The following is a 21,055-nucleotide window of genomic DNA, read 5'->3' as shown; positions in this document are numbered from 1 at the left end:
GCTCGGCGTCTGACGAACGTGTTTCGACGGCTGGTCGGCCGGATTGCCGACTGCTCATCAACTGCCGCCGGGCAGTGCGGGGTTCACGGCAACCCGGCGGCAATCAGCGCCCCCTAGGCTCGACGGGTCAAGGCCGGTACCGCAGCCGCGCCCCACTCCCCCGTGCGCCCACCCCGCCGGGCCGCCCGCCTAGGGGAACCCCGACGTGCGTACGTTCCGCATCCGCACCATCCGCCACCGGCTCGCCCTGCTGCTCGCCCTGCCCACCGGGGCCCTGGTGGTGCTGGCGTCACTCGGCACCGCCGGACAGGCCACCCGGTACGCCGAGGCCGGCCGCAGCAGCGACCGGGTGGCGCTCGCCGTCACCACCGAGAGCCTGGTGCACCAGCTCCAGCTCGAACGCGGGCTGACCGCCGGTCTGCTCGGCGGCGACGAGAGCTTCCGCGCCCAGCTCGGCGGCCGGCGGGCCGGCGCCGACCAGGCCCGCCGGACGCTGGACCAGCGGCTGGCCGCCGGACCGCCCGGCGCCGACGCCGTCCGGTCCGCGCTGTCCGGCCTCGCCCGGCTCGCCGAGCTGCGCGGGCGGGCCGACACCGGGACCGCGACCCGGGCCGACGCGCTCGGCTTCTTCACCGACGCGATCACCGGTCTCACCTCGGCGGCCTTCGCCGGCCTCGGTGCCTCGGGCGACGACCGGCTGCAGGCCTCGCTGACCACCCTGCGGGCGCTGACCGACGCCACCGAGGCGGCGGCGCTGGAGCGCGGCACCCTCAACGGGGTCCTGGCGTCCGGCTCGTTCAAGGGCGCCGACTACCCGTCGTTCGTCCGGATCACGGCGGTGAGGAACGCCGCCCTGGCGCAGGTGCCGCGCACCGCCACGGCGGCCCGGACGAGCGCGCTGGACGCCGCCCTGCGGACCCCGGCCGCGGTCTCCGTCGCCGGGATGGAGCAGCAGGCCCTGGCCGGCTTCGCCGCCGACCGCCTGCCGGTGACCCCGGCCGACTGGTGGCGGGCCGCGAGCACCCTCGTCGACGACCTGCAGCAGGTCGGGGCGCAGGCGGCGCAGGAGAGCCTGGACCGGGCGGACGAGCTGCGCTCGGCGGCCCTGCGCTCCCTCGTGCTGGACCTCGTGCTGGCGCTGGCCGCGGTGCTCGGCGCCGGCGCCCTCGGCCTGGCCGCCACCCGCTCGATCACCCGCCCGCTGGCCGCGCTGGCCGCCGAGGCCGGCCGGCTCGCCGACCGGGTGCTGCCGGACGCGGTCGCGCGGATCCAGGGCGCCGGCCCCGACCAGGACCTCGCCGAGGTCGCCGTCCTGCCGGCCCCTGAGCGCCCCGGCCGGGCGGCGGAGCTGGCCGAGGTCGGCGCCGCGCTGGACCGGCTGGCGGGGACGGCCGTGCGGCTCGCCGTGGAGCAGTCCGTCCTTCAGCGCAACAGCACCCGCTCCCTGGCCGGCCTGGGCCGACGCAACCAGGCCCTGGTGACCCGTCAGCTCGGCTTCCTCTCCGGCCTGGAGCGCACCGAGCACGACCCGGGCGTGCTGGCCAACCTGTTCGAGCTGGACCACCTGGCGACCCGGATGCGGCGCAACGCCGAGAGCGTCCTCGTCCTGGTCGGCGAGCCCAGCCCGCGCCGCTGGGCCCGGCCGGTCGGCATGGGCGACGTCGTCCGGGCCGCGCTCGGCGAGGTGGAGGACTACCGGCGGGTGGTGCTCCGCCGGGTGGACGAGGCGCTGCTGGACGGCGGGGCGGTCGCCGAGGTGGCGCACCTGCTGGCCGAGCTGATCGAGAACGCGCTGGCCGCCTCCGCGCCTGACACCGACGTCGAGGTCTTCGCGCGGCTCACCGGCACCGGGTACCTGGTCGCCGTCGTCGACCACGGGACCGGCCTGACCGAGGCCGGGCTGGAGCGGGCCAACGCCCGTCTCGCGGGGCAGGAGAGCTTCCTGGTGGGCAGCTCGGGGCTGCTCGGGCACTACGTGGTCGGCCGGCTCTCCGTCCGGCTCGGCGCGGAGGTCCGGCTGACCCCCTCGCCGGTGCACGGCGTGACGGCGACGGTGCTGCTGCCGGGCGCGCTGCTGGCCCCGGCGGCCCGGCCCGTGCTGGTCGGTGAGGCGCTGTGACGACCGCGGACGAGTACGAGACCGGGGAGGTGGTCCGCCCGTTCATCGTCTCCGGCGGCCGGACCAGCCCGGTCACCGGTGAGCTGCGGCTGGAGACCCTGGTGTCGGCCCCGCCGTCGGCGCTGACCGCGCCGCTCGGCTTCGAACGGCACCGGATCGTCGAACTCTGCCAGTACCCCCGCTCGGTGGCCGAGCTGGCGGCGCTGCTGCCGACCCCGCTCGGGGTGGCCCGGGTGCTGGTGGCGGACCTGGCGGCGGAGCGCTACGTCCGGGTCCACCAGGACGGGCCGGAGAACCCGTCGGTGGCCCTGCTGGAGCGGATCCGGGACGGGCTGCTCAGGCTCTGACCGGGCGGCGGCCGGACCCGGTCGTGGGTGCGGGCCCCGGGCAGCGTGGTGGCAACTGTCCCCGGGGCCCGCTGTTCAGGGGGCGGTCACTTCTGCTTGCGCAGCTCGCGGACCGCCGTCTCCAGGCGCCGGCCGTAGTCGGCGTCGGCCCGGCGGAAGTTCTCGACGGCCCGCTCGACGATGTCGTCGCGGTCGGCGGAGACCTTGGCGATGAAGCCGGCCAGGTTGTCGATCAGGCGGGTCTTCTCGTCCTCGCCGAACAGCCGGTAGAGGTTGCCGGCCTGCACGAAGTCGTCGTCCTCGCTGTGCGAGGGCGCCTCGTGGTTGCCGGTCGTGCCGGTGACGGCGGTCGCGGCCCAGAGCGGACGGCCGGTCTGCACCGGGCCGCCGAAGGTGTTCGGCTCGTAGTTCTTGCGGCGGCCGTGGCGGCCGTCGTACAGGTGGCCGTCGCGGCCGTTGGTGAGCGCCTCGGTGGCGTGCGGGCGGTTCACCGGCAGGTGGTCGGCGTTGATCCCGACCCGGTAGCGGTGGGCGTCCGCGTACGCGAACAGGCGGCCCTGGAGCATCTTGTCCGGGGACGGGCCGATGCCGGGCACGAAGTGCGAGGGCGAGAAGATCGACTGCTCGACCTCGGCGAAGACGTTGTCGGGGTTGCGGTTGAGCTCCAGCTTGCCGAACTCGACCAGCGGGTAGTCCGCGTGCGGCCAGACCTTGGTCAGGTCGAAGGGGTTGAAGCGGTACGTCGCGGCGTCGGCGGCCGGCATGATCTGGACGCTGACCGTCCAGCTCGGGAACTCGCCGCGCTCGATCGACTCGCGCAGGTCGCGCTGGTGCGAGTCGGGGTCGGTGCCAGCGAGGACGGCGGCCTCCTCGCTGGTGAGGTTCTTGATGCCCTGATCGGTCTTGAAGTGGTACTTCACCCAGAAGTGCTCGCCGGCCTCGTTCTGCCACTGGTAGGTGTGCGAGCCGAAGCCGTCCAGGTGGCGGTAGGAGGCGGGGATGCCGCGGTCGCCGAAGAGCCAGGTGACCTGGTGGGTCGCCTCGGGCGAGAGGCCCCAGAAGTCCCAGACGTTGTCGGCCTCCTGCGAGCCGGTGTACGGGTCGCGCTTCTGGGTGTGGATGAAGTCCGGGAACTTGACGGCGTCCTTGATGAAGAACACCGGGGTGTTGTTCCCGACCAGGTCGTAGTTGCCGTCCTCGGTGTAGAACTTCAGCGCGAAGCCGCGCGGGTCGCGGACGGCGTCGGCGGAGCCGAGGTTGCCGGCGACGGTCGAGAAGCGCAGGAAGGTCTCGGTCTCCTTGCCCACCTCGGACAGGAAGGCCGCCCGGGTGTACGCGGTCACGTCGCCGGTCACCGTGAAGGTGCCGTAGGCGGCGGCGCCGCGGGCGTGCACCACGCGCTCCGGGATGCGCTCGCGGTTGAAGTGCGCGAGCTTCTCGAAGAGCAGCTGGTCCTGTATCAGGGCGGGGCCGCCCGCGCCCGCGGTCTCGGTGTTCTGATTGTCGGCCACGGGCGCGCCCGCCTCCGTGGTCAGCGTGGGCCGCAGCTCGTCCTGGGCAGTCATGGGGAGACCTCCGCGTCATCCGGTCGTGAGGAGCCTCAGCCTAGCTTGGACTTTGTCCAAGTCAATACTCATCCGAAGTCCGGAGCCGTTCCGAAGGAAGACGGCCCTTGCTACCCTGGCCGCATGAGTGACCTGCTGGAACGACTCCGGATGCGCGGCTGGCGCCTGACCGCACAGCGGCGGGTCGTGGCCGAGGTGCTCGACGGCGACCACGTCCACCTCACCGCCGACGAGGTGCACGCCCGCGCCGTCTCCCGGCTGCCCGAGATCTCCCGGGCGACCGTCTACAACACGCTCGGCGAACTCGTGATCCTCGGCGAGGTCCTGGAGGTCGCCACCGACGGGCGTGCCAAGCGGTACGACCCGAACGCCCACCGCGCCCACCAGCACCTGATCTGCTCGGGCTGCGGCGCCATCCGCGACGTCCACCCGCTGGGCGACCCGATCGCCGCGCTCCCCGCCGACCAGCGCTTCGGCTTCACCCTCTCGGGCGCCGAGGTCACCTACCGCGGGCTCTGTCCCGACTGTCGCTAGCCGGCCGCCCGCCGGGGCGGCCGGCGGCCCCGGCACCCCGACCCCACCGCCGTCGGCCGCAACGGGCGTTCACCCCTGCGGCCCGCGCCGGGCCCGCCCCGGGCCCGGCGCGATCGGGCCCGCCCGCTCAGGCGCTGAGTTCGGCGTGCAGCGCGCCGAGCAGCCGGCCCGCCCGCTCGGCCACCTCGGCCGGACCGTAGTCCGCCGCCCGCCGGCACCAGTTCTCCGCCTGGACCGGCTCCCCGCGCCGCAGTGCCAGCAGGGCCAGGCGCAGCGCGGCCCGCCCGTGGCCGGCGTCGGCCGCCCGGGTGTACCAGAGCATCGCCTCGGCCTCGCTGTCCTGACGGGCCAGCAGCAGGCCCAGATTGAAGGCCGCGCTACGGCTGCCGGCCTCGGCCGCCCGGCGGTACCAGCTCTCCGCGATCTCCAGCGCGCCGCGCTCGGCGGCCCGCACGCCCATCCGGACCTGCGCCCGGCGGTGACCCGCGTCGGCCGCGACCGCGTACCAGTGCTCGGCCTCGGTGTCGGCGTCGCCGCGCCGGTCCAGCAGCGAGGCCAGCCGGAAGCAGCCCTCGGCCGAACCGCCGCCGGCCGCCTGGCGGTAGCGCTCCAGGGCGCCCGGCAGGTTGCCGCGCTGCTCCTGGACGACCGCCAGCTGGAGGGCGGCCTCGCCGTGCCCCTCCGCGGCGGCGCGCGCGTACCACTCGTGCGCCTGCTGGTGCTCCCCGCGCCCGGCGTGCAGCACGCCGAGGTTGAAGGCGCCGTCCACACTGCCCGCCTCCGCGGCCTTGGAGAACCACGGCTCGGCGCCGGACTCGTCGCCGCGCTGCAGCAGGACGACGGCCAGCGCGTTGCAGGCCTCCCGGTGGCCGGCGTAGGCGGCCCGCCGGTACCACTGCTCGGCCTGCTGGTCGCGGCCGGCGCCGGCGCAGAGCAGCCCGAGGTTGAAGGCGCCGTTCTGGTCGCCGGCGTCCAGCGCCGCCCGGTACCAGTGCTCGGCGACGGCGGCCTCCCCGCGGCCCGCGTGCAGCGCGCCGAGCGCGTTGGCGGCGTTGCCGTCACCGGCCTCGGCCGCCTCCTGCCACCACTCGGCGGCGGCCGTCAGGTCGCCGGAGTCGCGCATCAGGAAGCCCAGCGCGCAGGCCGCCCGGGGCTCGCCGTTCTGCGCGGACTGGCGGTACCAGCGCGCCGCCTCCTCCATCAGTGCCGGGTCGCCCTGGGCGCGCTCCTCCAGCAGCACGCCCAGGCGCAGCGAGGCGCGGGCGTGGCTGCGGGCGGCGGCGGTGCGGTACCAGGTCTCGGCGGTGTCCTTGTCCCCGGCCGCCTCGCGCATCCGGGCGAGCCGGTAGGCGGCCTCCCGGTGACCGGCGTCGGCGGACACCTTGAACCAGCGCTCGGCGCGCACGTCGCGCCGGTGCTCCATCAGGTCGCCCAGCGCGTACGCCCCCAGCGGGTGCCCGTGGTCGGCGGCGAAGTGCAGCCAGTACTCGGCGGCCTCCTCCTCGCCCTGGTCGCGCAGCTGCAGGCCGAGCGCGTGCGCGGCGGGGGCGCTGCCGGCCACGGCGGCCTGCCGCCACCACTGGGCGGCCTCGGCCCGGTGGCCCTGCTGGTGCAGCAGCACGCCGAGGTTGTTGGCGGCGGCGCGCACCCCGGCCGCGGCGGCGGCGCGCAGGTACGGCTCGGCGTCCTCCAGGTCTCCGCGGCGCAGCAGCAGCGCGCCGAGCCGGCTGGCGGCGTCGGTGTCACCCTCGTCGGCGGCCTGCCGGTGCCGGCTCTCCAGCGCGGCCTGCTCGCGGGCCGCGAGGGCGCGCTCGAAGGTGGCACCGTCGAGGCCGGCGCCGTCCTGGTCCGGGTCCTCGCCGCCGGGCGCGTCCGCGCGGCCGGCGTAGGGGCCGATGCCGGCGGCGAACTGCTGGGCGGAGACGTGGACGAGGCTGTCGGGGCCGTAGCCGGCCGACGGTCGGCGATCCGCCAGGCCGCTGGTGCGCTGGGCCGGCAGAGCCCCCGGCAGGCCTTCCGCGCCCTCGGGGTCGGGGCTCTGCGCCCAGCCCTCGGTGTCCGGTTCGGCCGTGACGGGCTTGCTCCCTGGTCCGTTCTTTCCGATCAGCTTCATGCCGACTCCCGCTCCCCCAGAGTGTCGCGGCATCTGCCGGGGGCAGATCGGAGCCGACGGCCGGTCAACGGCCGTGCCCCGTACCCCATGTGCTCCATCGTCGCATCACCCGCAACCCGCGTACACCTGCCCCGGCCAAATTTGGTGGTGCGGGCCGAAGCCGGCGGGATTGCTTCAGTGCTTTGTCGATTTCCCGACACTTCAGCCTCACAAACCCCCACCAGGGCCCCGATGGTGAGTGTTCGCCACCGAACGGCGGCGGGGCCGCACCGGCGGCCGGCGTTGGTCGGCACCCTTGGCGACACCCGGACAGATCTCCCGCCCGGCCGACCGGGACGGATCGGGCGAGCAACGCTAGATGGTACCGAAGGCACCGCCGCCGGGACCGCGCCCGGCCGGGACTCCCCCGGGCGGCCACCCTTCCGGCCGCACAACACCGAAGGCCCGGAGGAAAGATCCTCCGGGCCTTCGGCCTTTGTAGCGGGGACAGGATTTGAACCTGCGACCTCTGGGTTATGAGCCCAGCGAGCTACCGAGCTGCTCCACCCCGCGTCGGTAGTTGAACTCTAGCACGATCACGGACGGGGCCGTGAATCGCACCGGGCGGGCGGCCCGGCACGGTCCACGGCCCCGTTCCGCGCGACTGCGCGCGGCCCGGCCCGGAGCTACGGGGTGGCCCCCGGCGAGGGGGTCGCGGCCGGGGACGGCGAGGCGGCGGGCGCACCCGCCTTCTGCTCGGCGGCGATCGCCGCGCTCACCGCGTCCTGGAGGGCCTTCTGGGCCTGGCCGTACTTGACCCAGTCACCGGCCTTCAGGGCCTCCTGGCTGTCGGTGATCGCCTTCTGGGCGTCCTGCAGCGCCTTCTGCACCACCGGGTCGTTGCTGCCCGCGGCGGGCGGCGTGGTGGGGTTCGTCGGCGTGGTCGGCGTCGTCGGCGTGGTGGCGGGCGGCGTGGTCGTCCCGGTGGAGACACCGGCGAAGACCTTCTTCAGCGCCTCCTCCAGGGTGTTCTCGAACGCCACGTTGTCGTTGCCGTACACCGCGAGCACCTTCTGCAGCACCGGGTACTTGGCGCCGCGGCCCTTGACGTACACCGGCTCCACGTTGAGCAGCCCGCCGCCGACCGGCAGGGTGAGCAGGTTGCCGTACTCCAGCTGGGAGTCCCCGCCGCTCTTCAGCAGCGTCAGCTGGTTGGCGACCTCCGGCCGGGAGTTGAACTGGGACTGGACGAGGTTCGGCCCGAGGGTCTTGCTGTCGCCCGGCACCTTGAGGATGCGGATCTTGCCGTACTCGGGGCCCGGGTCCGCGCTGACCGCCATGAAGGCCGCCAGGTTCTCCCGCCCGCTGGGCACGAAGGTGGTGGTCAGCGAGAAACTCGCCGAGGTCACCGCCGGGTCGGGCATCCGGACGGTCAGGTAGTACGGCGGCTGGACCTGCTTGGTGTCGCTGGTCGGGTCGACCGGGATCTGCCAGATGTCGGTGCCGTTGAAGAAGGACCCGGCGTCCGTCACGTGGTACTGGCCGAGCAGCTCGCGCTGCACCTTGAACATGTCCTGCGGGTAGCGCAGGTGCGGCATCAGGGTGCTGGGGATGTCCGCCCTCGGCTTGACGGTGTCCGGGAAGGCCTTCATCCAGGTCTTCAGCACCGGGTCGGCGTCGTCCCACTGGTAGAGCGTCACCTCGCCGGTGTACGCGTCCACGGTGGCCTTGACCGAGTTGCGGATGTAGTTGACCTTGTTGGCCGCGGTCAGCAGCTCACCGCGCTGGTTGGTCAGCGAGTCCTTGGTGACCGCGCCCAGGGTGGTCTTCGAGGCGAACGGGTAGCCGTCCGAGGTGGTGTAGCCGTCGAGCACCCAGACCAGCTTGCCGTCCTGCACCACCGGGTACGGGTCGGCGTCGATGGAGAGCCAGGGCGCGACCTTCTCGACCCGCTCCTTGGGGGTGCGGTCGTAGATCACCTTGGCGCCGTCGGTGATCGCCCCCGCGTAGAGGATCTGCGGCTCGGCGAACTTCACCGCGTACGCGGCCCGGGTGAACGGGTTGTTCAGCGAGACACCGCTGCCCCCGGTGTACTGGTAGAGCTTGTCCCCGAAGTCGGTGGTGTAGTCGATCTCCTGGTTGGAGCCGCCGACGATCGAGTAGGTGCCGGTCTTCTCGCCGTAGTAGATCCGCTGCTGGTACTCGCCCAGCGAACCGGTGGCCGGCAGGCTCGACTCGGTGAAGACCGGCTGGCCCTTGTCGTTGACCTGGTTGCCCTTGGCCGCGACCGCGCCGTAGCCGTGAGTGAACTTGAAGTGGTCGTTGATCCAGTTCCGCTTGTCGCCCTGGACGCCGCTCAGGTCCAGCTCGCGCAGGCCGATCACGGTGTCCTGGGCGGCGGCGCCGTTGCCGTAGCGGTCGACGTCCAGGGTGCTCGGGAAGGCGTAGTACGACCGCTGCTGCTCGATCGACTGGAAGGTCGGCGAGACCACGTTCGGGTCCAGCAGCCGGATGTCCGCGATGGTCTGCGCGTCCGGCTTCAGGGCGTCCGCGGTGGTGCTGGCCTTCGGCGTGTACGGCTGGGTCTGGCTGTCCGCGATGCCGTACGCCTGCCTGGTGGCGTCGATGTTCTTCTGGATGTACGGCGTCTCCTTGGCCTGCTCGTTCGGCTTGACCTGGAACTGCTGCACGATCGCCGGGTAGACGCCGCCGATCAGCACCGCCGAGAGCGCCATCAGCCCGAAGCCGATCAGCGCCGGCACCCAGGTGCGGCGCAGCGGCGTCAGGAAGAACATCACGGCGCAGATCACCGCGACGAAGAACAGGATGGTCTTGGCCGGCAGGAAGGCGTTGGCGTCGACGTAGCGCAGGCCGGTCCAGCCGTCCACGCCCTTGTAGGAGCCGGTCTTGACCGCCAGCGCGTACCGGTCCAGCCAGTAGGCCGCCGCCTTGAGCAGGACGAAGACGCCGAGCAGCACCGCCAGGTGCCCCTGCGCGCCGACGCTGGCGCGCCGGCCCGGGCCCTGCAGCCGCAGGCCGCCGTACAGGTAGTGCACCAGGACGGAGGCCAGCAGCGCGACGATCACCGCGCTGAAGGCGAAGCCGAGCACGAACTCGTAGAACGGCAGCTCGAAGGCGTAGAAGGAGACGTCCAGGTTGAACTGGCTGTCCTTGACCCCGAAGGAGGTGCCGTTGGTGAACAGCAGCCAGGTGCGCCACTGGCCGGACGCGGCCGCGCCGGCGATCAGGCCGACCACCAGCGAGACGCCGATCAGCGCCCAGCGCTTGAACGGGGCGATCCCGGACCGGTAGCGGTCCAGGCTCTGCTGCTCGACCGACATCGCGGACAGCGGCGGGCGCAGCCGGTGGGCCAGCCAGATGTTGGCGCCGACGAACAGCGCCATCAGCAGGCCCACGACCGCGAACAGCCCGACCTTCGTCCACAGCTGGGTGGTGAAGACCGAGGAGTAGCTGACGGACTTGAACCAGAGCCAGTCCGTCCAGAACCCGGCGAACATGACGAACAGCAGGAACAGCACCGCGAGCACGCCCACCGTCAGCAGGAGCACCCGGGTGCGCCGTGAGGGCGGGCCGACTCTCGGCCGGAAGCCCGGTCCTGAGCGGTCGGGCATCTGGAACACCACGGTGGCACCTCGGCTGTGTCGTCTCGAATCGTTCGGTCCTCCATGCAACTTAATCAGTCTTTACCTGAGTTCCCAGGCTTTGCTGTCGGTTCGGTACCGGTTCCCCGGGCCGGGGCCAGGGGGCCGCCGCCGGGCCGGGAGCGCCGGGCACCGGGGCCGCTCGCCTCGTGTGAGGATTGAGACATGTCCGATGCTTCCAACACCCCGTCCGACGTCTCCAGCCTCCCCGCCGCCACCCCGCTGACCAGGGCCGCGCTGGAGATCGACGAGTACGCCTCCACCCTCGGCTGGGACCTCCCGGCCCGGCTGTTCGCCCTGGTGGACAGCGCCCAGCTGCGCAAGGCCGACCCCAAGCTGGCCAAGCAGCTCGGCCTGGCGGACTCCGACGAGCCCGGCCTCACCCCGATCGAGCAGGACGAGCTGCCGGCCGGCATGGAGCTGGACAAGTTCCTCGGGACGATCGCCTGGCCCGACATGATCGCCGGCTGCGCGCTGGTGGTCGAGCGCCTGATGCTCCCGCCGGGAGCCGAGCAGAGCCGCCCGAAGAACGCCACCGAGGCCCAGCTCGCCGAGTGGGTGGCCAACCACCCCAAGCGCGAGGAGGTGCGGATCACCGCCGCCGTGCTGCGCGACGGCAAGCGCGAGACGGCGCTGCGACTGCGCTCCAAGGACGTCGCGCGCGAGGTGCTGACCGGCCCCGACCTGGTACCGGGCCTGACCGACGCGCTGCTGGCCACCTTCGCCTGACCGGACGGGCCGGAGCAGACCGGGCCGGAGCAGACCGGACGGCCGTGCGGGCTCCGCACGGCCGTCCGGCCCGGGTCGGCCCGGCGGCTCAGCCCTTGCCGCAGGAGGGCAGCGCCGCGGTCTGCCCGGAGCGGACCTGCTCCAGCGACTTCAGCGCGCCGTCCAGGGTCTCCGCCTTGATCAGGGTGAGCCCGCTCGGGGTGGCCCCGGCGGCCTCGGCGCAGTTGTCGGCCGGGGTGAAGAAGTACTGCGCGCCGGCGTCGCGGGCGGCGATCAGCTTCATCGCGATGCCGCCGATCGGCCCGACCTTGCCGTCGTCCGTGATCGTCCCGGTGCCGGCCACGAACTTGCCGGCGGTCAGGTCCTCGGGGGTCAGCTTGTCGATGATCCCGAGCGAGAACATCAGCCCGGCGCTCGGCCCGCCCACGTCCTGCAGGCCGATGTCGATCTGGAACGGGTAGGTGTGCTTGGTGTCGGGGCCGATCCCGACGATCGCGCGGTCCCCGTCGGAGGCCTTGGCCGTGGTGATGGTGACGTCGGTCGGCCGGCCCTGGTCCGGCGCCGTGCTGTCCTTGCCGCGCGGGACGACCGTGAAGACCACGTTCTCGCCGGGCTTGTGCTTGGTGACCAGCTTGGCCACCTGGTCGTCCGCGGTCACCACGGTGCCGTCCACCGAGACGATCCGGTCGCCCGCGTGCAGCTTGCCGTCGGAGGGCCCGCCGGCCACCACCGAGGCGACGATCACCTCGCTGCCCATCGGGATGCCGAGCTCGCCGAGGGCGGCCGTCTTGGCACTGTCCTCGGAGGAGGCGAACTCCTCGGCGTTCTGCTGCTGCGCCTCCTTGTCGGTCTGCCCGGGCGGGTACACGTTCTCGTGCGGCACCACCAGGACGTCGCCGCGCAGCCAGCCGACCACCGCCGAGACCAGGCTCGGCTCGTACTTGGCGCCGGTCACCTGGACGGTGGTCATGTTGAGGTGGCCGGTGGTCGGGTACGACTCGTGACCGGTGATGGTGATCACCGGCCGGCCCGTCTTGTCCTGCACACCGAGCGTGTTGTACGTCGGCCCGGGGCTCATCTCCGTGTACGGCACCTTCATGAGCACGGAGACGCAGAGCAGGGCTATCAGCAGCAGGGTGGCGGCGAGCATCGTCGCAGAGCGGCGTGGCATGGCTCGACAGTACGGGACGCCGGTGGCCGGGCGCCCGCCGGGCTACCGGCCCAGGCCGTCCGTGGGAGCCGCGCCGGGGGCCGCCGTGGTGCGCTCCATCGCCGCCAGGAAGCGCTGGTGCTCGGCCAGCGAGGCCGGATCACCGGCGGATTTGGGGGCCCTGGCCGCCCAGAGCGCCCACATCGAGGCAAGCACCGCGGCGACCGCGGGAATGATCAACCAGGCGAGCGCACCCATATCCGAACTCCCAGCTCGTCGTGTCTATGAGCAGATTAACCACCCACACGAACAACGGGCGTGGCGCCATCCGGGTTACGGCACCGACAACCCGCCCACAGCCCCGGGAGGCGGCCTCAGGCCCGCCGGGAGGCCACGGCCGAACGAGTGAGACGGGTACGCCCGGACCGGCGGACGGGCGGGCCGGTGCCGGGCGGGGAGCCGCCGCGGACGGGCGCTCAGCAGGAGCCGGCGCCGACCCACTCCTCCTCGCCGTCGGAGAAGACCTGGTGCTTCCAGATCGGCACCTCGTGCTTGAGGTCGTCGATCAGGCGGCGGGCGGCGGCGAAGGCCTCGCCCCGGTGGGCGCAGGAGACGGCGACGATCACGGCCTTGTCGGTGATCTCCAGCCGGCCGATCCGGTGCACCGCGGCGAGCGCCCGGACGGGGAAGTCCGCGACGACCTTCTCGGCGATCCGGCGCATCTCCTGCTCGGCCGTCGGGTGGCAGCTGTACTCCAGCGCGGCGACCGACTTGCCGCCGTCGTGGTCACGGACCGTCCCGACGAAGACGGTGGTCCCGCCGGCCGCGTCGTCACCGACCGCCTCGTACACCTCGTCGAGGGAGAGCGGGGTCTCGCGGATCGCGAGCAGGCGGATGGGGTCGTGGTTCTCGGACATGCCCCCATGATTCCTCATCCGGGGCGACCCTGGGCAAGGGCCTTCCGCATCACGATTCCGAAATTTCGCATCGTGAGAAAATCCGGGATCCCGGGCGGACGCCCCGGGCGGCGGGGAATCCACGGGGAAAGCCGCGCTCCGCCCCGCGGTGGGCCGTCGGCCGGCAGGACGGCGCCCGACGGGCCGTAGTGAGGCCGGCAGGCCGGGCGGCCGGGGCGAGGCCGGGCGGAAGCCTCAGAAGCGGCGCCGCTTGCGCGCCCGGCGCACCAGCGCCGCCGTACCGACCAGGGCCACCGTGGCACCCGCCGCCCCCAGGCTGGTGGCCGCCTCCTTGCCGCCCAGCCGCCGGCCGGCCACCGCGTGCTTGCCGGCGACCTGCGCCAGCAGTTCCGCCAGCACCTGCTCGTTGGAGTGGGCCGGGCGCCAGCCCGCCTCGTGCAGCCGGCTGCCGGACACCACCCAGGGGTACATCGTGTAGGCGAGGTCCCCCGCCGGGGCCGGGGTCAGGCCCAGCCGGTGCAGCCGGGCGGCGGTGCCGAGCGCCAGCGAGGCGGGCAGCTCCATCCGCCGGATGCCGGAGAGCTTCTCGACGTCCTCCTGCTCCAGCCAGCCGTCGCAGCCGACCGTCACCTCGCCCTCGACCAGACCGAGCGCGGCGTACTCCAGCGCCGCCGCCAGGTCGTCCACGTGGCAGAACTGCCAGCAGGGCCGCGAGCCCGCCACCACCAGCAGCCGGGGGGCCTCGAAGTGCCGGGTCAGCACGGTGTCGACGCCCGGGCCGACCACCACGGCCGGCCGCAGCACGGTGACCTGCAGACCGGGGTGGGCCCGCGGGGCCCGGCGGGCCAGGCGCTCGATCTCCAGCAGGTCGCCGACCAGCGACGCCTCCTCGGTGGCCCGCAGCTCGGAGTCCTCGGCGAGCGGCACCTCGTTGTCCGGCAGCGCCCCGTAGACCATCGCGGAGGTACAGAGCACCACCCGGCCCACACCGGCGGCCGCGGAGGCGGTCAGCACCGTCTGCGCGCCCCGCACGTTGTACGCGCTCCGGGCGCGCGGGTCGGTCTCCATCCCGAGGTCCATCGCCAGGTGGACCACCACGTCCACCCCGGCCAGGCGCTCGGCCACCGCCGGGTCGCGGACGTCCAGGACGCGCCACTGCACGCCCGGCACCTCACCGCGCCGGTCGTCGACGGCCAGGACCTTGCGGACCCCGGGCGAGGCCACCAGCCGGGCCGCGACCCGTTCGCCGAGCACACCGGCGGCACCGGTGACGGCCACGGTCAGCGGCTTGCCGCCGTAGGCTGGAGGCGGCGACACCGTGGTGCGTGGGTCGTCCTCACCTCCGGTCAGCCCAGAGCGAACGTCCGAAGGCGGGGAACTCACCGGCCATCCTCCACGGTTAGCTTATGTGCGTACGTACGAGTGTCACGTACCGTCCATCCTGCCCGAGGCGAAGGCCCGGCGGTGCACCCCGCGCGGGCCGGTCCGTGCGGGAGCCGCTCACCGGCTGTGAGTTACGACTCCTTCCACCGCCCCGGGCCTGCAGACTTCCCCGCCACACCATCCGCGTGACGGCCGACCAGATCGAGGAACCCGTGAGCGACCTTCCCTTCGGATTCGGCGTTCCGCCCGAGGAGCCCGAGGACGGCAAGGCCAAGCGCGACAAGTCCGAGGACTCCGAGAAGGGCGGGCCCGACGCGGGCGCCACCCCCCAGGTGCCCTTCGGTTTCGGCCCGGGCAACCCGCTGGGGGCGCTCTTCGGCATGGGCGCGCCCGGTGGCGCGCCCGGCGCGGACAACCCCTTCGGCGCCATGCTCGGCGGTCTCGACCCGGGCGACCTCGGCGCGGCCTTCCAGCAGCTCGGGCAGATGCTGTCCTTCGACGGCGGCCCGGTGAACTGGGAGCTCGCCAAGGACATCGCCCGGCAGACCGTGGTCGCCGAGCCCGCCGAGGGCAAGAGCAAGGACCGCTCGGTCAGCGCCGCTGAACGCTCGGCCGTCGCGGAGGCCGTCCGGCTCGCCGACCTCTGGCTGGACTCCACCACCGAGTTCCCCTCGGGCGCCGGCACCGCCGTGGCCTGGAGCCGAGCGGAGTGGATCGAGGCGACCCTGCCGGTCTGGAAGGACCTGGTCGACCCGGTCGCCGAGCGGGTCGGCAACGCCATGGGCGGCGTCCTCCCCGAGGAGATGCAGGCCATGGCCGGCCCGCTGATGGGCGTGATGCGCTCGATGGGCGGCGCCATGTTCGGCACCCAGATCGGCCAGGCGCTCGGCGCGCTGGCCGCCGAGGTGGTCGGCTCCACCGACGTCGGCCTCCCGCTGGCCCCGGCCGGCAAGGCCGCGCTGCTGCCGCAGAACGTCGCCGAGTTCGGCGAGGGCCTGAACGTCCCGGCCGACGAGGTGCGCCTCTACCTGGCCCTGCGCGAGGCCGCCCACCAGCGCCTCTTCGCCCACGTGCCGTGGCTGCGGGCGCACCTGTTCGGCGCGGTCGAGGCGTACGCGCGCGGCATCAAGGTCGACACCTCCCGGATGGAGGAGCTGGCCGGCCAGCTCGACCCGAGCAACCCCGAGGCGCTCCAGGAGGCCCTCGCCGGCGGCCTGCTGCAGCCCGAGGACACCCCCGAGCAGAAGGCCGCGCTGGCCCGGCTGGAGACGGCGCTCGCGCTGGTCGAGGGCTGGGTGGACGCGGTCGTGCACAGCGCCGCCCAGCCGCACCTGCCGCAGGCCGGCGCACTGCGCGAGACCGTCCGGCGGCGCCGGGCCGCCGGCGGCCCCGCCGAGCAGACCTTCGCCACCCTGGTCGGCCTGGAGCTGCGCCCGCGCCGGCTCCGGGACGCCTCCCGGCTGTGGGCCACCCTCGCCGACGCCCGCGGCGTCGACGGCCGGGACGCCCTGTGGCAGCACCCCGACATGCTGCCGACCGCCGCCGACCTCGACGACCCGGACGGCTTCGTGCACCGCGGTTCCGCCGACGACGCCGAGGGCGGCTTCGACTTCGACGCGCTCGACAAGCTGCTCGGCGAGGCTGCGGCCGGCAAGGACGGCACCGGGGACGGCACCGAGGGCGCCAAGGGCGCCGACGGCACCGACGAGGACGGGAAGGGCGAGCCCACCGCATGACGGTCACCGAGACGAGTGCCACCGCGCTGCACGGCGACGCCGTGCGCACCCTGGAGGAGTGGCGGACCGCCGACGCCCGCCAGGACCAGCTGCGGCGCGACTACCTCGCCCACCTGGCCGGGCATCCCGACGGCCTGTTCCGGGCCTGTCTGCCCGCCCACGTCACGGCCAGCGCCCTGGTCGTCGACCCGGCCGCCGGCCGGGTGCTGCTGACCCTGCACCCCAAGGTCGGCATCTGGCTGCAGATGGGCGGCCACTGCGAGCCGGGCGACCCGACCCTCGCGGCCGCCGCGCTGCGCGAGGCCACCGAGGAGTCCGGCATCCCGGACCTCACCCTGCTGGCGGCCGGCGACGCGCCCGTCCCGGCGCTGCTCGACCGTCACCAGGTGCGCTGCACCGGCAAGGACCGTCCGGAGAACACCCACCTGGACGTCCAGTACATCGCGCTGGCCCGGCCCGGCTCCGAGGCACTGATCAGCGAGGAGTCGCTGGACCTGCGCTGGTTCGACTACGACGGGCTGCCCGAGCTGACCGACGACTCGCTGCGCGCGCTGGTCGCGCGGGCCAGGGAGCTGACCGCCTGACCCCGGGGCGGGACGGCTCCGGACCGGCGCCCCGCAGCTCACCCCCGGGAAACGGACGAAGGGGGCCCGGCCACCGGGCCCCCTTCGGCGTGTCCGCACCCGCGCGCCCCGGGCGCCGGCCGCGGGCGGGTCGGCGCACGGGACCAGCGTGGTGGGGTCGGTGCGGTGGGGTCGGTGCGGTGGGGTCGGTGCGGTGGGGTCGGTGCGGTGGGGTCGGTGCGGTGGGGTCGGTGCGGTGGGGTCGGTGCGGTGGGGTCGGTGCGGTGGGGTCGGTGCGGTGGGGTCAGCGCACGGGCACCCGCTGCGGGGCGAGCAGCTCGCTCGGCTGCACCAGGACGAAGCCGCTGCCGGTGAAGGCCATCTCCCAGCCCTCGGTGGCCGTGCCGCGCCGCCGCCAGGCCTCGGTGTTGCTGCTCTGCGCCTGGAGCTGCACCTCCAGCCCGGAGGACCAGCCGACCACCGCGTCGGCGTCCGCGTACACGTACCGGCCGGGCTCGACCCGCATCACCAGCGGCTGGCCGGAGGTCATCAGCACCAGCCGGCCGCTGCCGGTCAGCTCCAGGCTGCGGGTGCCCACCCCGGCGATCCGCTCGCCGCCCTCGATGCCGACGACCTGCCAGGTGATCGTGGTGTCCATCGCCAGCACGTAGGTGCTGTTCACCGTCAGCCGGTCCCGCCGCAGGTCGAGGATGTGCAGGTGCTGCGCGAGGTTGGCGAGGTAGACCGTGCCGGTGCCGCTGCACCGCATCAGGTCCAGCTCGGTGGGGGCGACGTTGGCGCGGTTGCGGCGGCCGGGCGGCGTCCAGCCGGTGAACTGGACCCGGCCGGTGTGGGCGACCATCGCGCCGCTGCGGGCCAGCACGTCGGCCGGACCGCCGTCCAGCACCACCCGCAGCATCTGCGGGTTCTGCAGGGAGTAGCGCTCGGTGCCGGTCAGGGCGGCGTGGTCGAGAAGGGGGCTCTGCACGGTGGTCGCTCCTCAGCCGCGGATTTTGAGTCGGTCGGAGGTGTCCTCGCTGGGCTGGACGACGACGAAGCCCGAGCCCTTGAAGCCCAGCTGCAGGGCCTCGCCGCTGCCGCGGCCGATCAGCGCGCCGACCTTGACGGTGCGGCGGGTCTTGATCTCCAGGCCGGTGGTCCAGGCGACCAGCGCGTCCGGGTCGACGAAGGTCTCGGCCTCGGCGCAGTCCAGCACCACGGGCACGCCCCGGGAGGTGACGGAGACCCAGCCGCTGCCGGACACCGTCACGTTGAAAAGCCCGGTGCCGGCCAGCATGGCCGGGCCCTTCACCTTCTCGACCACGCAGGTCAGCCCGGCGTCCATGGCCAGCAGGTGCGAGCCGTTGACGGACAGCGACTCGTTGTCGAGCTGCAGGTTGAGCACGTCGGCGCCGAAGTCGGCGAGGTAGAGGGTGCCGTCCCCGGACCACCGCAGCAGCGGGCTGCGCTCGCCCGAGGCCCACTCCCCCAGCGCCCGCCGGAAGGTCTGCGAGACCGCCTCGTACTGCAGGAACCCGTCGTACGCGACCATCGCGCCCGGCTTCGCCAGGACGTCCTGGCCCGTCGTCACCGCGACCTTGCACATCGCGGCGCCGTGGTTGCTCATCCTGGCCGTCACCGGGGACTCCAGGTACCCCTCCAGGTACGTGCCCGAGAGCGTCTGCCTCTGCATGGATCCCGCCTACCTCTCCCGGACGCGTCCGGCTCTCAGACCTCGAACGGCTGGACGACGACGAAGTTGCCGGGGCCGCCCCTGAACTGCAGGCTGTACGACTCCGCGGCGTGGCCCACGTACGCCGAGCGCCTGATCCGCACCGGCGCCGTGGTGATCACCTGGGACCCCTTCGACCAGGCCACCAGGGCGTGCACGTCCGCGTAGGTCTCCGGCGCCGGGGTGACCGGCAGCACCACCGGGATGCCGTTGGTCTTCACCACGACCGTGCCGTGCCCGCTGAACTGGAGGGTGAAGAAGCCGCCGCCGGGCAGCCCCTCGCCCTCGATCCGCCGGACCTCGTGCTCCAGGCCGGCGTCGAAGGCCAGCACCCGGTCGGAGCTGACACAGAACGAGTCGCCCTCCAGCCGGACGACGTGCAGGTGGCTCGCCTCGTCCGCGAGGAAGACCTGACCCTCGCCGGAGACCCGCATCAGCTTCAGTTGCTGGCCGGTCAGGTTGGCGGTGAGCTTGCGGAGCACGCCGGAGCTCTCGTGGGCGAAGTCCGCCTTGCCCTGGTAGGCGACCATGCTGCCCTGCAGCGCGAGCACGTCCTGGCCCTTGGTGAGGGTGAAGCGGACCAGGTTGTCGTTCTGCTTGAGCCAGCCGGTCTGCTCGGGGAGTTCGGCGTACTTGGTGAGCGAGATCTTCACGCCGGGGGCCTGGACGGGGGCCTGGACAGGTGCCTGCGGCTGGGCCGGGATCTGCACGGTGGCGGCGGGCACCGGCGCGGGCACGGGTACGGCCGCGGCGGGTGCGGGTACGGCCGCGGCGGGGGCGGGTGCAGGAGCGGCGGGGGCGGGGGCGGGGGCGGGGGCCGGGTCGTCCTCGACGACCTCGCCGCCGAAGTTCTCCAGCAGCGCCTGCAGACCGCCGTCGAAGCCCTGCCCGACCGCGGCGAACCGCCACTCCCCGCCGCGCCGGTAGACGTCCGCCAGCATCACCGCGCGCTCGGTGGTGAACTCGGCGCCGGTGAAGGAGTACCGGCCGACCTCGGTGCCGCCCGCGACGATCCGGACATGGCCCGAGCTCACCTGCGACATCCGGCCGTCGCCGTCGATGGTCGCGGTCAGGCTGAGCTTGTGGATGCCCTCCGGCACGGCCGAGAGGTCCAGCTGGAAGGACTCGGTGTCGTCCTGCTGGGCGCCCAGCAGCCGCACCGCGTTCTCGGGGCTGGCCGGCTGGTTGAAGAAGACGAAGTACCGGTCGTCGCTGAGGCGCTCCTCCGCGTCCAGACCGAAGCAGCTGATGTCGAACGTCAGCCCGGGCGCGGTCAGCCGGACACCCAGGTAGAGGTCGGTCACCGGCGTGAGGTCACCGATCCGGATCCGGGACGCCTTGGCGAGTTCTCTGGTCATGGCGCTGAGAACGCCCCTCCCTGTGTGCCGGCCTGATTCCGGTGACCCTATCCCAGGGAGGTCGCTCGGCAGCAGGCCCGGTCCACGGCTTTCCGGGCCCGTCCGCGGTGCGCCCGGCGGGGCTAGCCGCAGGTCTCACCGGGCGCCGGCTCACGGGTCGCGGAGCCCGCCGGGCGGTCCCCCCGGGCGCCGGGGATGTGCGGCAGCCGGGCCGCCGACACCACCCCCTCCAGGTACCCGCGGGCCCGCTCGGTGCGCGGGTAGGCCTCCAGCAGCGCCCAGAACCCCGGACCGTGGTCGGGGACCAGCAGGTGCGCCAGCTCGTGCAGCAGCACGTAGTCGACGACGTACTCGGGCATGCCCTGCAACCGGTGCGAGAGCCGGATGGTCCGCTCGCTGGGCGTGCAGGAGCCCCAGCGCGAGTTCTGGTTGGTCACCCAGCGGACCTGCAGCGGCCGGGCCCGGCCGCCCAGGTAGGCGGCGGACAGCTCCCGGGCGCGGGCCGACAGGGCGTCGTCGCCGAGCATCCGGCGACTCTCCTGGGCGGCCAGCTTGTCGAGCATCTGGGCCACCCAGCGCTGCTCCTCGGCGACCGACATCCGGGCCGGGATCAGGACGACGGTGCGGTCGCCCTCCCGGTAGGCGGAGACCGTACGGCTGCGGCGGGCGCTGCGGCGGACCTCCACCCGGGAGCGGTCGGCCGACTGGTCCGGCCGGGATCCCTGGGCGGCTGCCGGCGACTGCCCGGTCAACAGCGACTGCCCGGCCGACGGGGGCTGCGCGGGCGACGGGAGCTGGGCCTGGGGCCGGTGCTGCGCGGGGGCGGCGGATTCAGAAGGATCCGGGCGCCCGCGCGTGCTCGGCGTCGCGACACCCGACCCGGACGCTGCACGGGCACGCCGACGCGACGCCGGGGGATGGGGTTCCCGTTCGGCCGCCATGGCACACGACGTTACCGGTTACCCCTGACAGAAGTCCCGGTGCCTTGGCCGAAATGTTTCATGGAGTGATCGCGAACGAAAGGCCTACGGGGGATGACGCCGCGGTGAGCCGGGGCGGACTGGAAAGTTATCCACAGGGCATGCGAAGCGTTCCTATGACCATAGGCCCGGAGCTGTGGACAACGCCGAGCACGAGGGGCCACCGATCCGGCATCCTGCGGGCAGCT

The 21,055-nt window shown here is 73.6% G+C and carries 17 protein-coding genes and 1 tRNA gene; 6 read left to right on the top strand and 12 right to left on the bottom strand.

The window, feature by feature from the left end; all coding sequences use genetic code 11:
* Positions 1-205 precede the first annotated feature (205 nt).
* A complete protein-coding gene (locus J2S46_RS25425; RefSeq protein ID WP_191289432.1) occupies positions 206-2,119 on the top strand; it encodes a sensor histidine kinase in 1,914 nt (637 codons plus the stop codon).
* On the top strand, positions 2,116-2,466 hold the full coding sequence (locus tag J2S46_RS25420; protein ID WP_191289431.1) for a DUF742 domain-containing protein: 351 nt from the start codon (positions 2,116-2,118) through the stop codon (positions 2,464-2,466). Before J2S46_RS25425 ends, J2S46_RS25420 begins: the two co-directional genes overlap by 4 nt.
* 86 nt (positions 2,467-2,552) lie before the next feature.
* Here J2S46_RS25420 and J2S46_RS25415 read toward each other — a convergent pair whose 3' ends face one another.
* Positions 2,553-4,031, bottom strand: a complete 1,479-nt coding sequence (locus tag J2S46_RS25415; protein WP_191289430.1) for a catalase — start codon at positions 4,029-4,031, stop codon at positions 2,553-2,555.
* 123 nt (positions 4,032-4,154) lie between these two features.
* Between J2S46_RS25415 and J2S46_RS25410 the strand changes: the two genes are divergently transcribed.
* Complete coding sequence (locus J2S46_RS25410) at positions 4,155-4,565, top strand: Fur family transcriptional regulator (protein WP_191289429.1); 411 nt, start codon at positions 4,155-4,157, stop codon at positions 4,563-4,565.
* Positions 4,566-4,692: 127 nt separating this feature from the next.
* On the opposite strand, the gene J2S46_RS25405 is transcribed toward J2S46_RS25410, so the two are convergent.
* The 3 genes from J2S46_RS25405 to J2S46_RS25395 form a co-directional block, all read right to left on the bottom strand.
* Positions 4,693-6,678: a tetratricopeptide repeat protein gene (locus J2S46_RS25405; protein WP_191289428.1), complete on the bottom strand. Its 1,986-nt coding sequence runs from the start codon at positions 6,676-6,678 to the stop codon at positions 4,693-4,695.
* A gap of 478 nt (positions 6,679-7,156) precedes the next feature.
* Positions 7,157-7,230: transfer RNA gene (locus J2S46_RS25400), tRNA-Met, on the bottom strand.
* Positions 7,231-7,343: 113 nt separating this feature from the next.
* Entirely contained in the window at positions 7,344-10,289 is a 2,946-nt protein-coding gene (locus J2S46_RS25395; protein ID WP_191289585.1) for a UPF0182 family membrane protein, read from the bottom strand.
* Between the two features lie 195 nt (positions 10,290-10,484).
* Between J2S46_RS25395 and J2S46_RS25390 the strand changes: the two genes are divergently transcribed.
* Positions 10,485-11,048 carry a PPA1309 family protein gene (locus tag J2S46_RS25390; RefSeq protein WP_073926214.1) on the top strand — a complete coding sequence of 188 codons (564 nt, stop codon included), beginning with the start codon at positions 10,485-10,487 and terminating at the stop codon, positions 11,046-11,048.
* Positions 11,049-11,136: 88 nt separating this feature from the next.
* Here J2S46_RS25390 and J2S46_RS25385 read toward each other — a convergent pair whose 3' ends face one another.
* The 4 genes from J2S46_RS25385 to J2S46_RS25370 all read right to left on the bottom strand — a co-directional run bounded on the left by J2S46_RS25385 (position 11,137) and on the right by J2S46_RS25370 (position 14,498).
* Complete coding sequence (locus J2S46_RS25385; protein WP_191289427.1) at positions 11,137-12,219, bottom strand: YlbL family protein; 1,083 nt, start codon at positions 12,217-12,219, stop codon at positions 11,137-11,139.
* 42 nt (positions 12,220-12,261) lie between these two features.
* Entirely contained in the window at positions 12,262-12,456 is a 195-nt protein-coding gene (locus J2S46_RS25380; protein ID WP_073926216.1) for a hypothetical protein, read from the bottom strand.
* Between the two features lie 218 nt (positions 12,457-12,674).
* Entirely contained in the window at positions 12,675-13,115 is a 441-nt protein-coding gene (locus J2S46_RS25375; RefSeq protein ID WP_229912598.1) for a molybdenum cofactor biosynthesis protein MoaE, read from the bottom strand.
* A gap of 234 nt (positions 13,116-13,349) precedes the next feature.
* Complete coding sequence (locus tag J2S46_RS25370; RefSeq protein ID WP_370882240.1) at positions 13,350-14,498, bottom strand: NAD-dependent epimerase/dehydratase family protein; 1,149 nt, start codon at positions 14,496-14,498, stop codon at positions 13,350-13,352.
* 212 nt (positions 14,499-14,710) lie between these two features.
* Between J2S46_RS25370 and J2S46_RS25365 the strand changes: the two genes are divergently transcribed.
* On the top strand, positions 14,711-16,234 hold the full coding sequence (locus J2S46_RS25365; RefSeq protein WP_191289584.1) for a zinc-dependent metalloprotease: 1,524 nt from the start codon (positions 14,711-14,713) through the stop codon (positions 16,232-16,234).
* Entirely contained in the window at positions 16,231-16,818 is a 588-nt protein-coding gene (locus J2S46_RS25360; protein ID WP_191289426.1) for an NUDIX hydrolase, read from the top strand. Before J2S46_RS25365 ends, J2S46_RS25360 begins: the two co-directional genes overlap by 4 nt.
* A gap of 283 nt (positions 16,819-17,101) precedes the next feature.
* On the opposite strand, the gene J2S46_RS25355 is transcribed toward J2S46_RS25360, so the two are convergent.
* From J2S46_RS25355 to J2S46_RS25340, 4 genes are all read right to left on the bottom strand, one after another.
* Positions 17,102-17,785 carry an AIM24 family protein gene (locus J2S46_RS25355; RefSeq protein WP_191289425.1) on the bottom strand — a complete coding sequence of 228 codons (684 nt, stop codon included), beginning with the start codon at positions 17,783-17,785 and terminating at the stop codon, positions 17,102-17,104.
* Positions 17,786-17,797: 12 nt separating this feature from the next.
* Positions 17,798-18,490, bottom strand: a complete 693-nt coding sequence (locus J2S46_RS25350) for an AIM24 family protein (protein ID WP_191289424.1) — start codon at positions 18,488-18,490, stop codon at positions 17,798-17,800.
* Positions 18,491-18,525: 35 nt separating this feature from the next.
* Entirely contained in the window at positions 18,526-19,887 is a 1,362-nt protein-coding gene (locus J2S46_RS25345; protein WP_191289423.1) for a TerD family protein, read from the bottom strand.
* A gap of 122 nt (positions 19,888-20,009) precedes the next feature.
* Positions 20,010-20,639, bottom strand: a complete 630-nt coding sequence (locus tag J2S46_RS25340; RefSeq protein WP_229912597.1) for a M48 metallopeptidase family protein — start codon at positions 20,637-20,639, stop codon at positions 20,010-20,012.
* Positions 20,640-21,055 lie beyond the last annotated feature (416 nt).

Origin of the sequence: Kitasatospora herbaricolor, from assembly GCF_030813695.1 — a bacterium.
Classification (GTDB): Bacteria; Actinomycetota; Actinomycetes; order Streptomycetales; family Streptomycetaceae; genus Kitasatospora; species Kitasatospora herbaricolor.
This window is presented reverse-complemented; position numbering and strand designations above follow the sequence as displayed.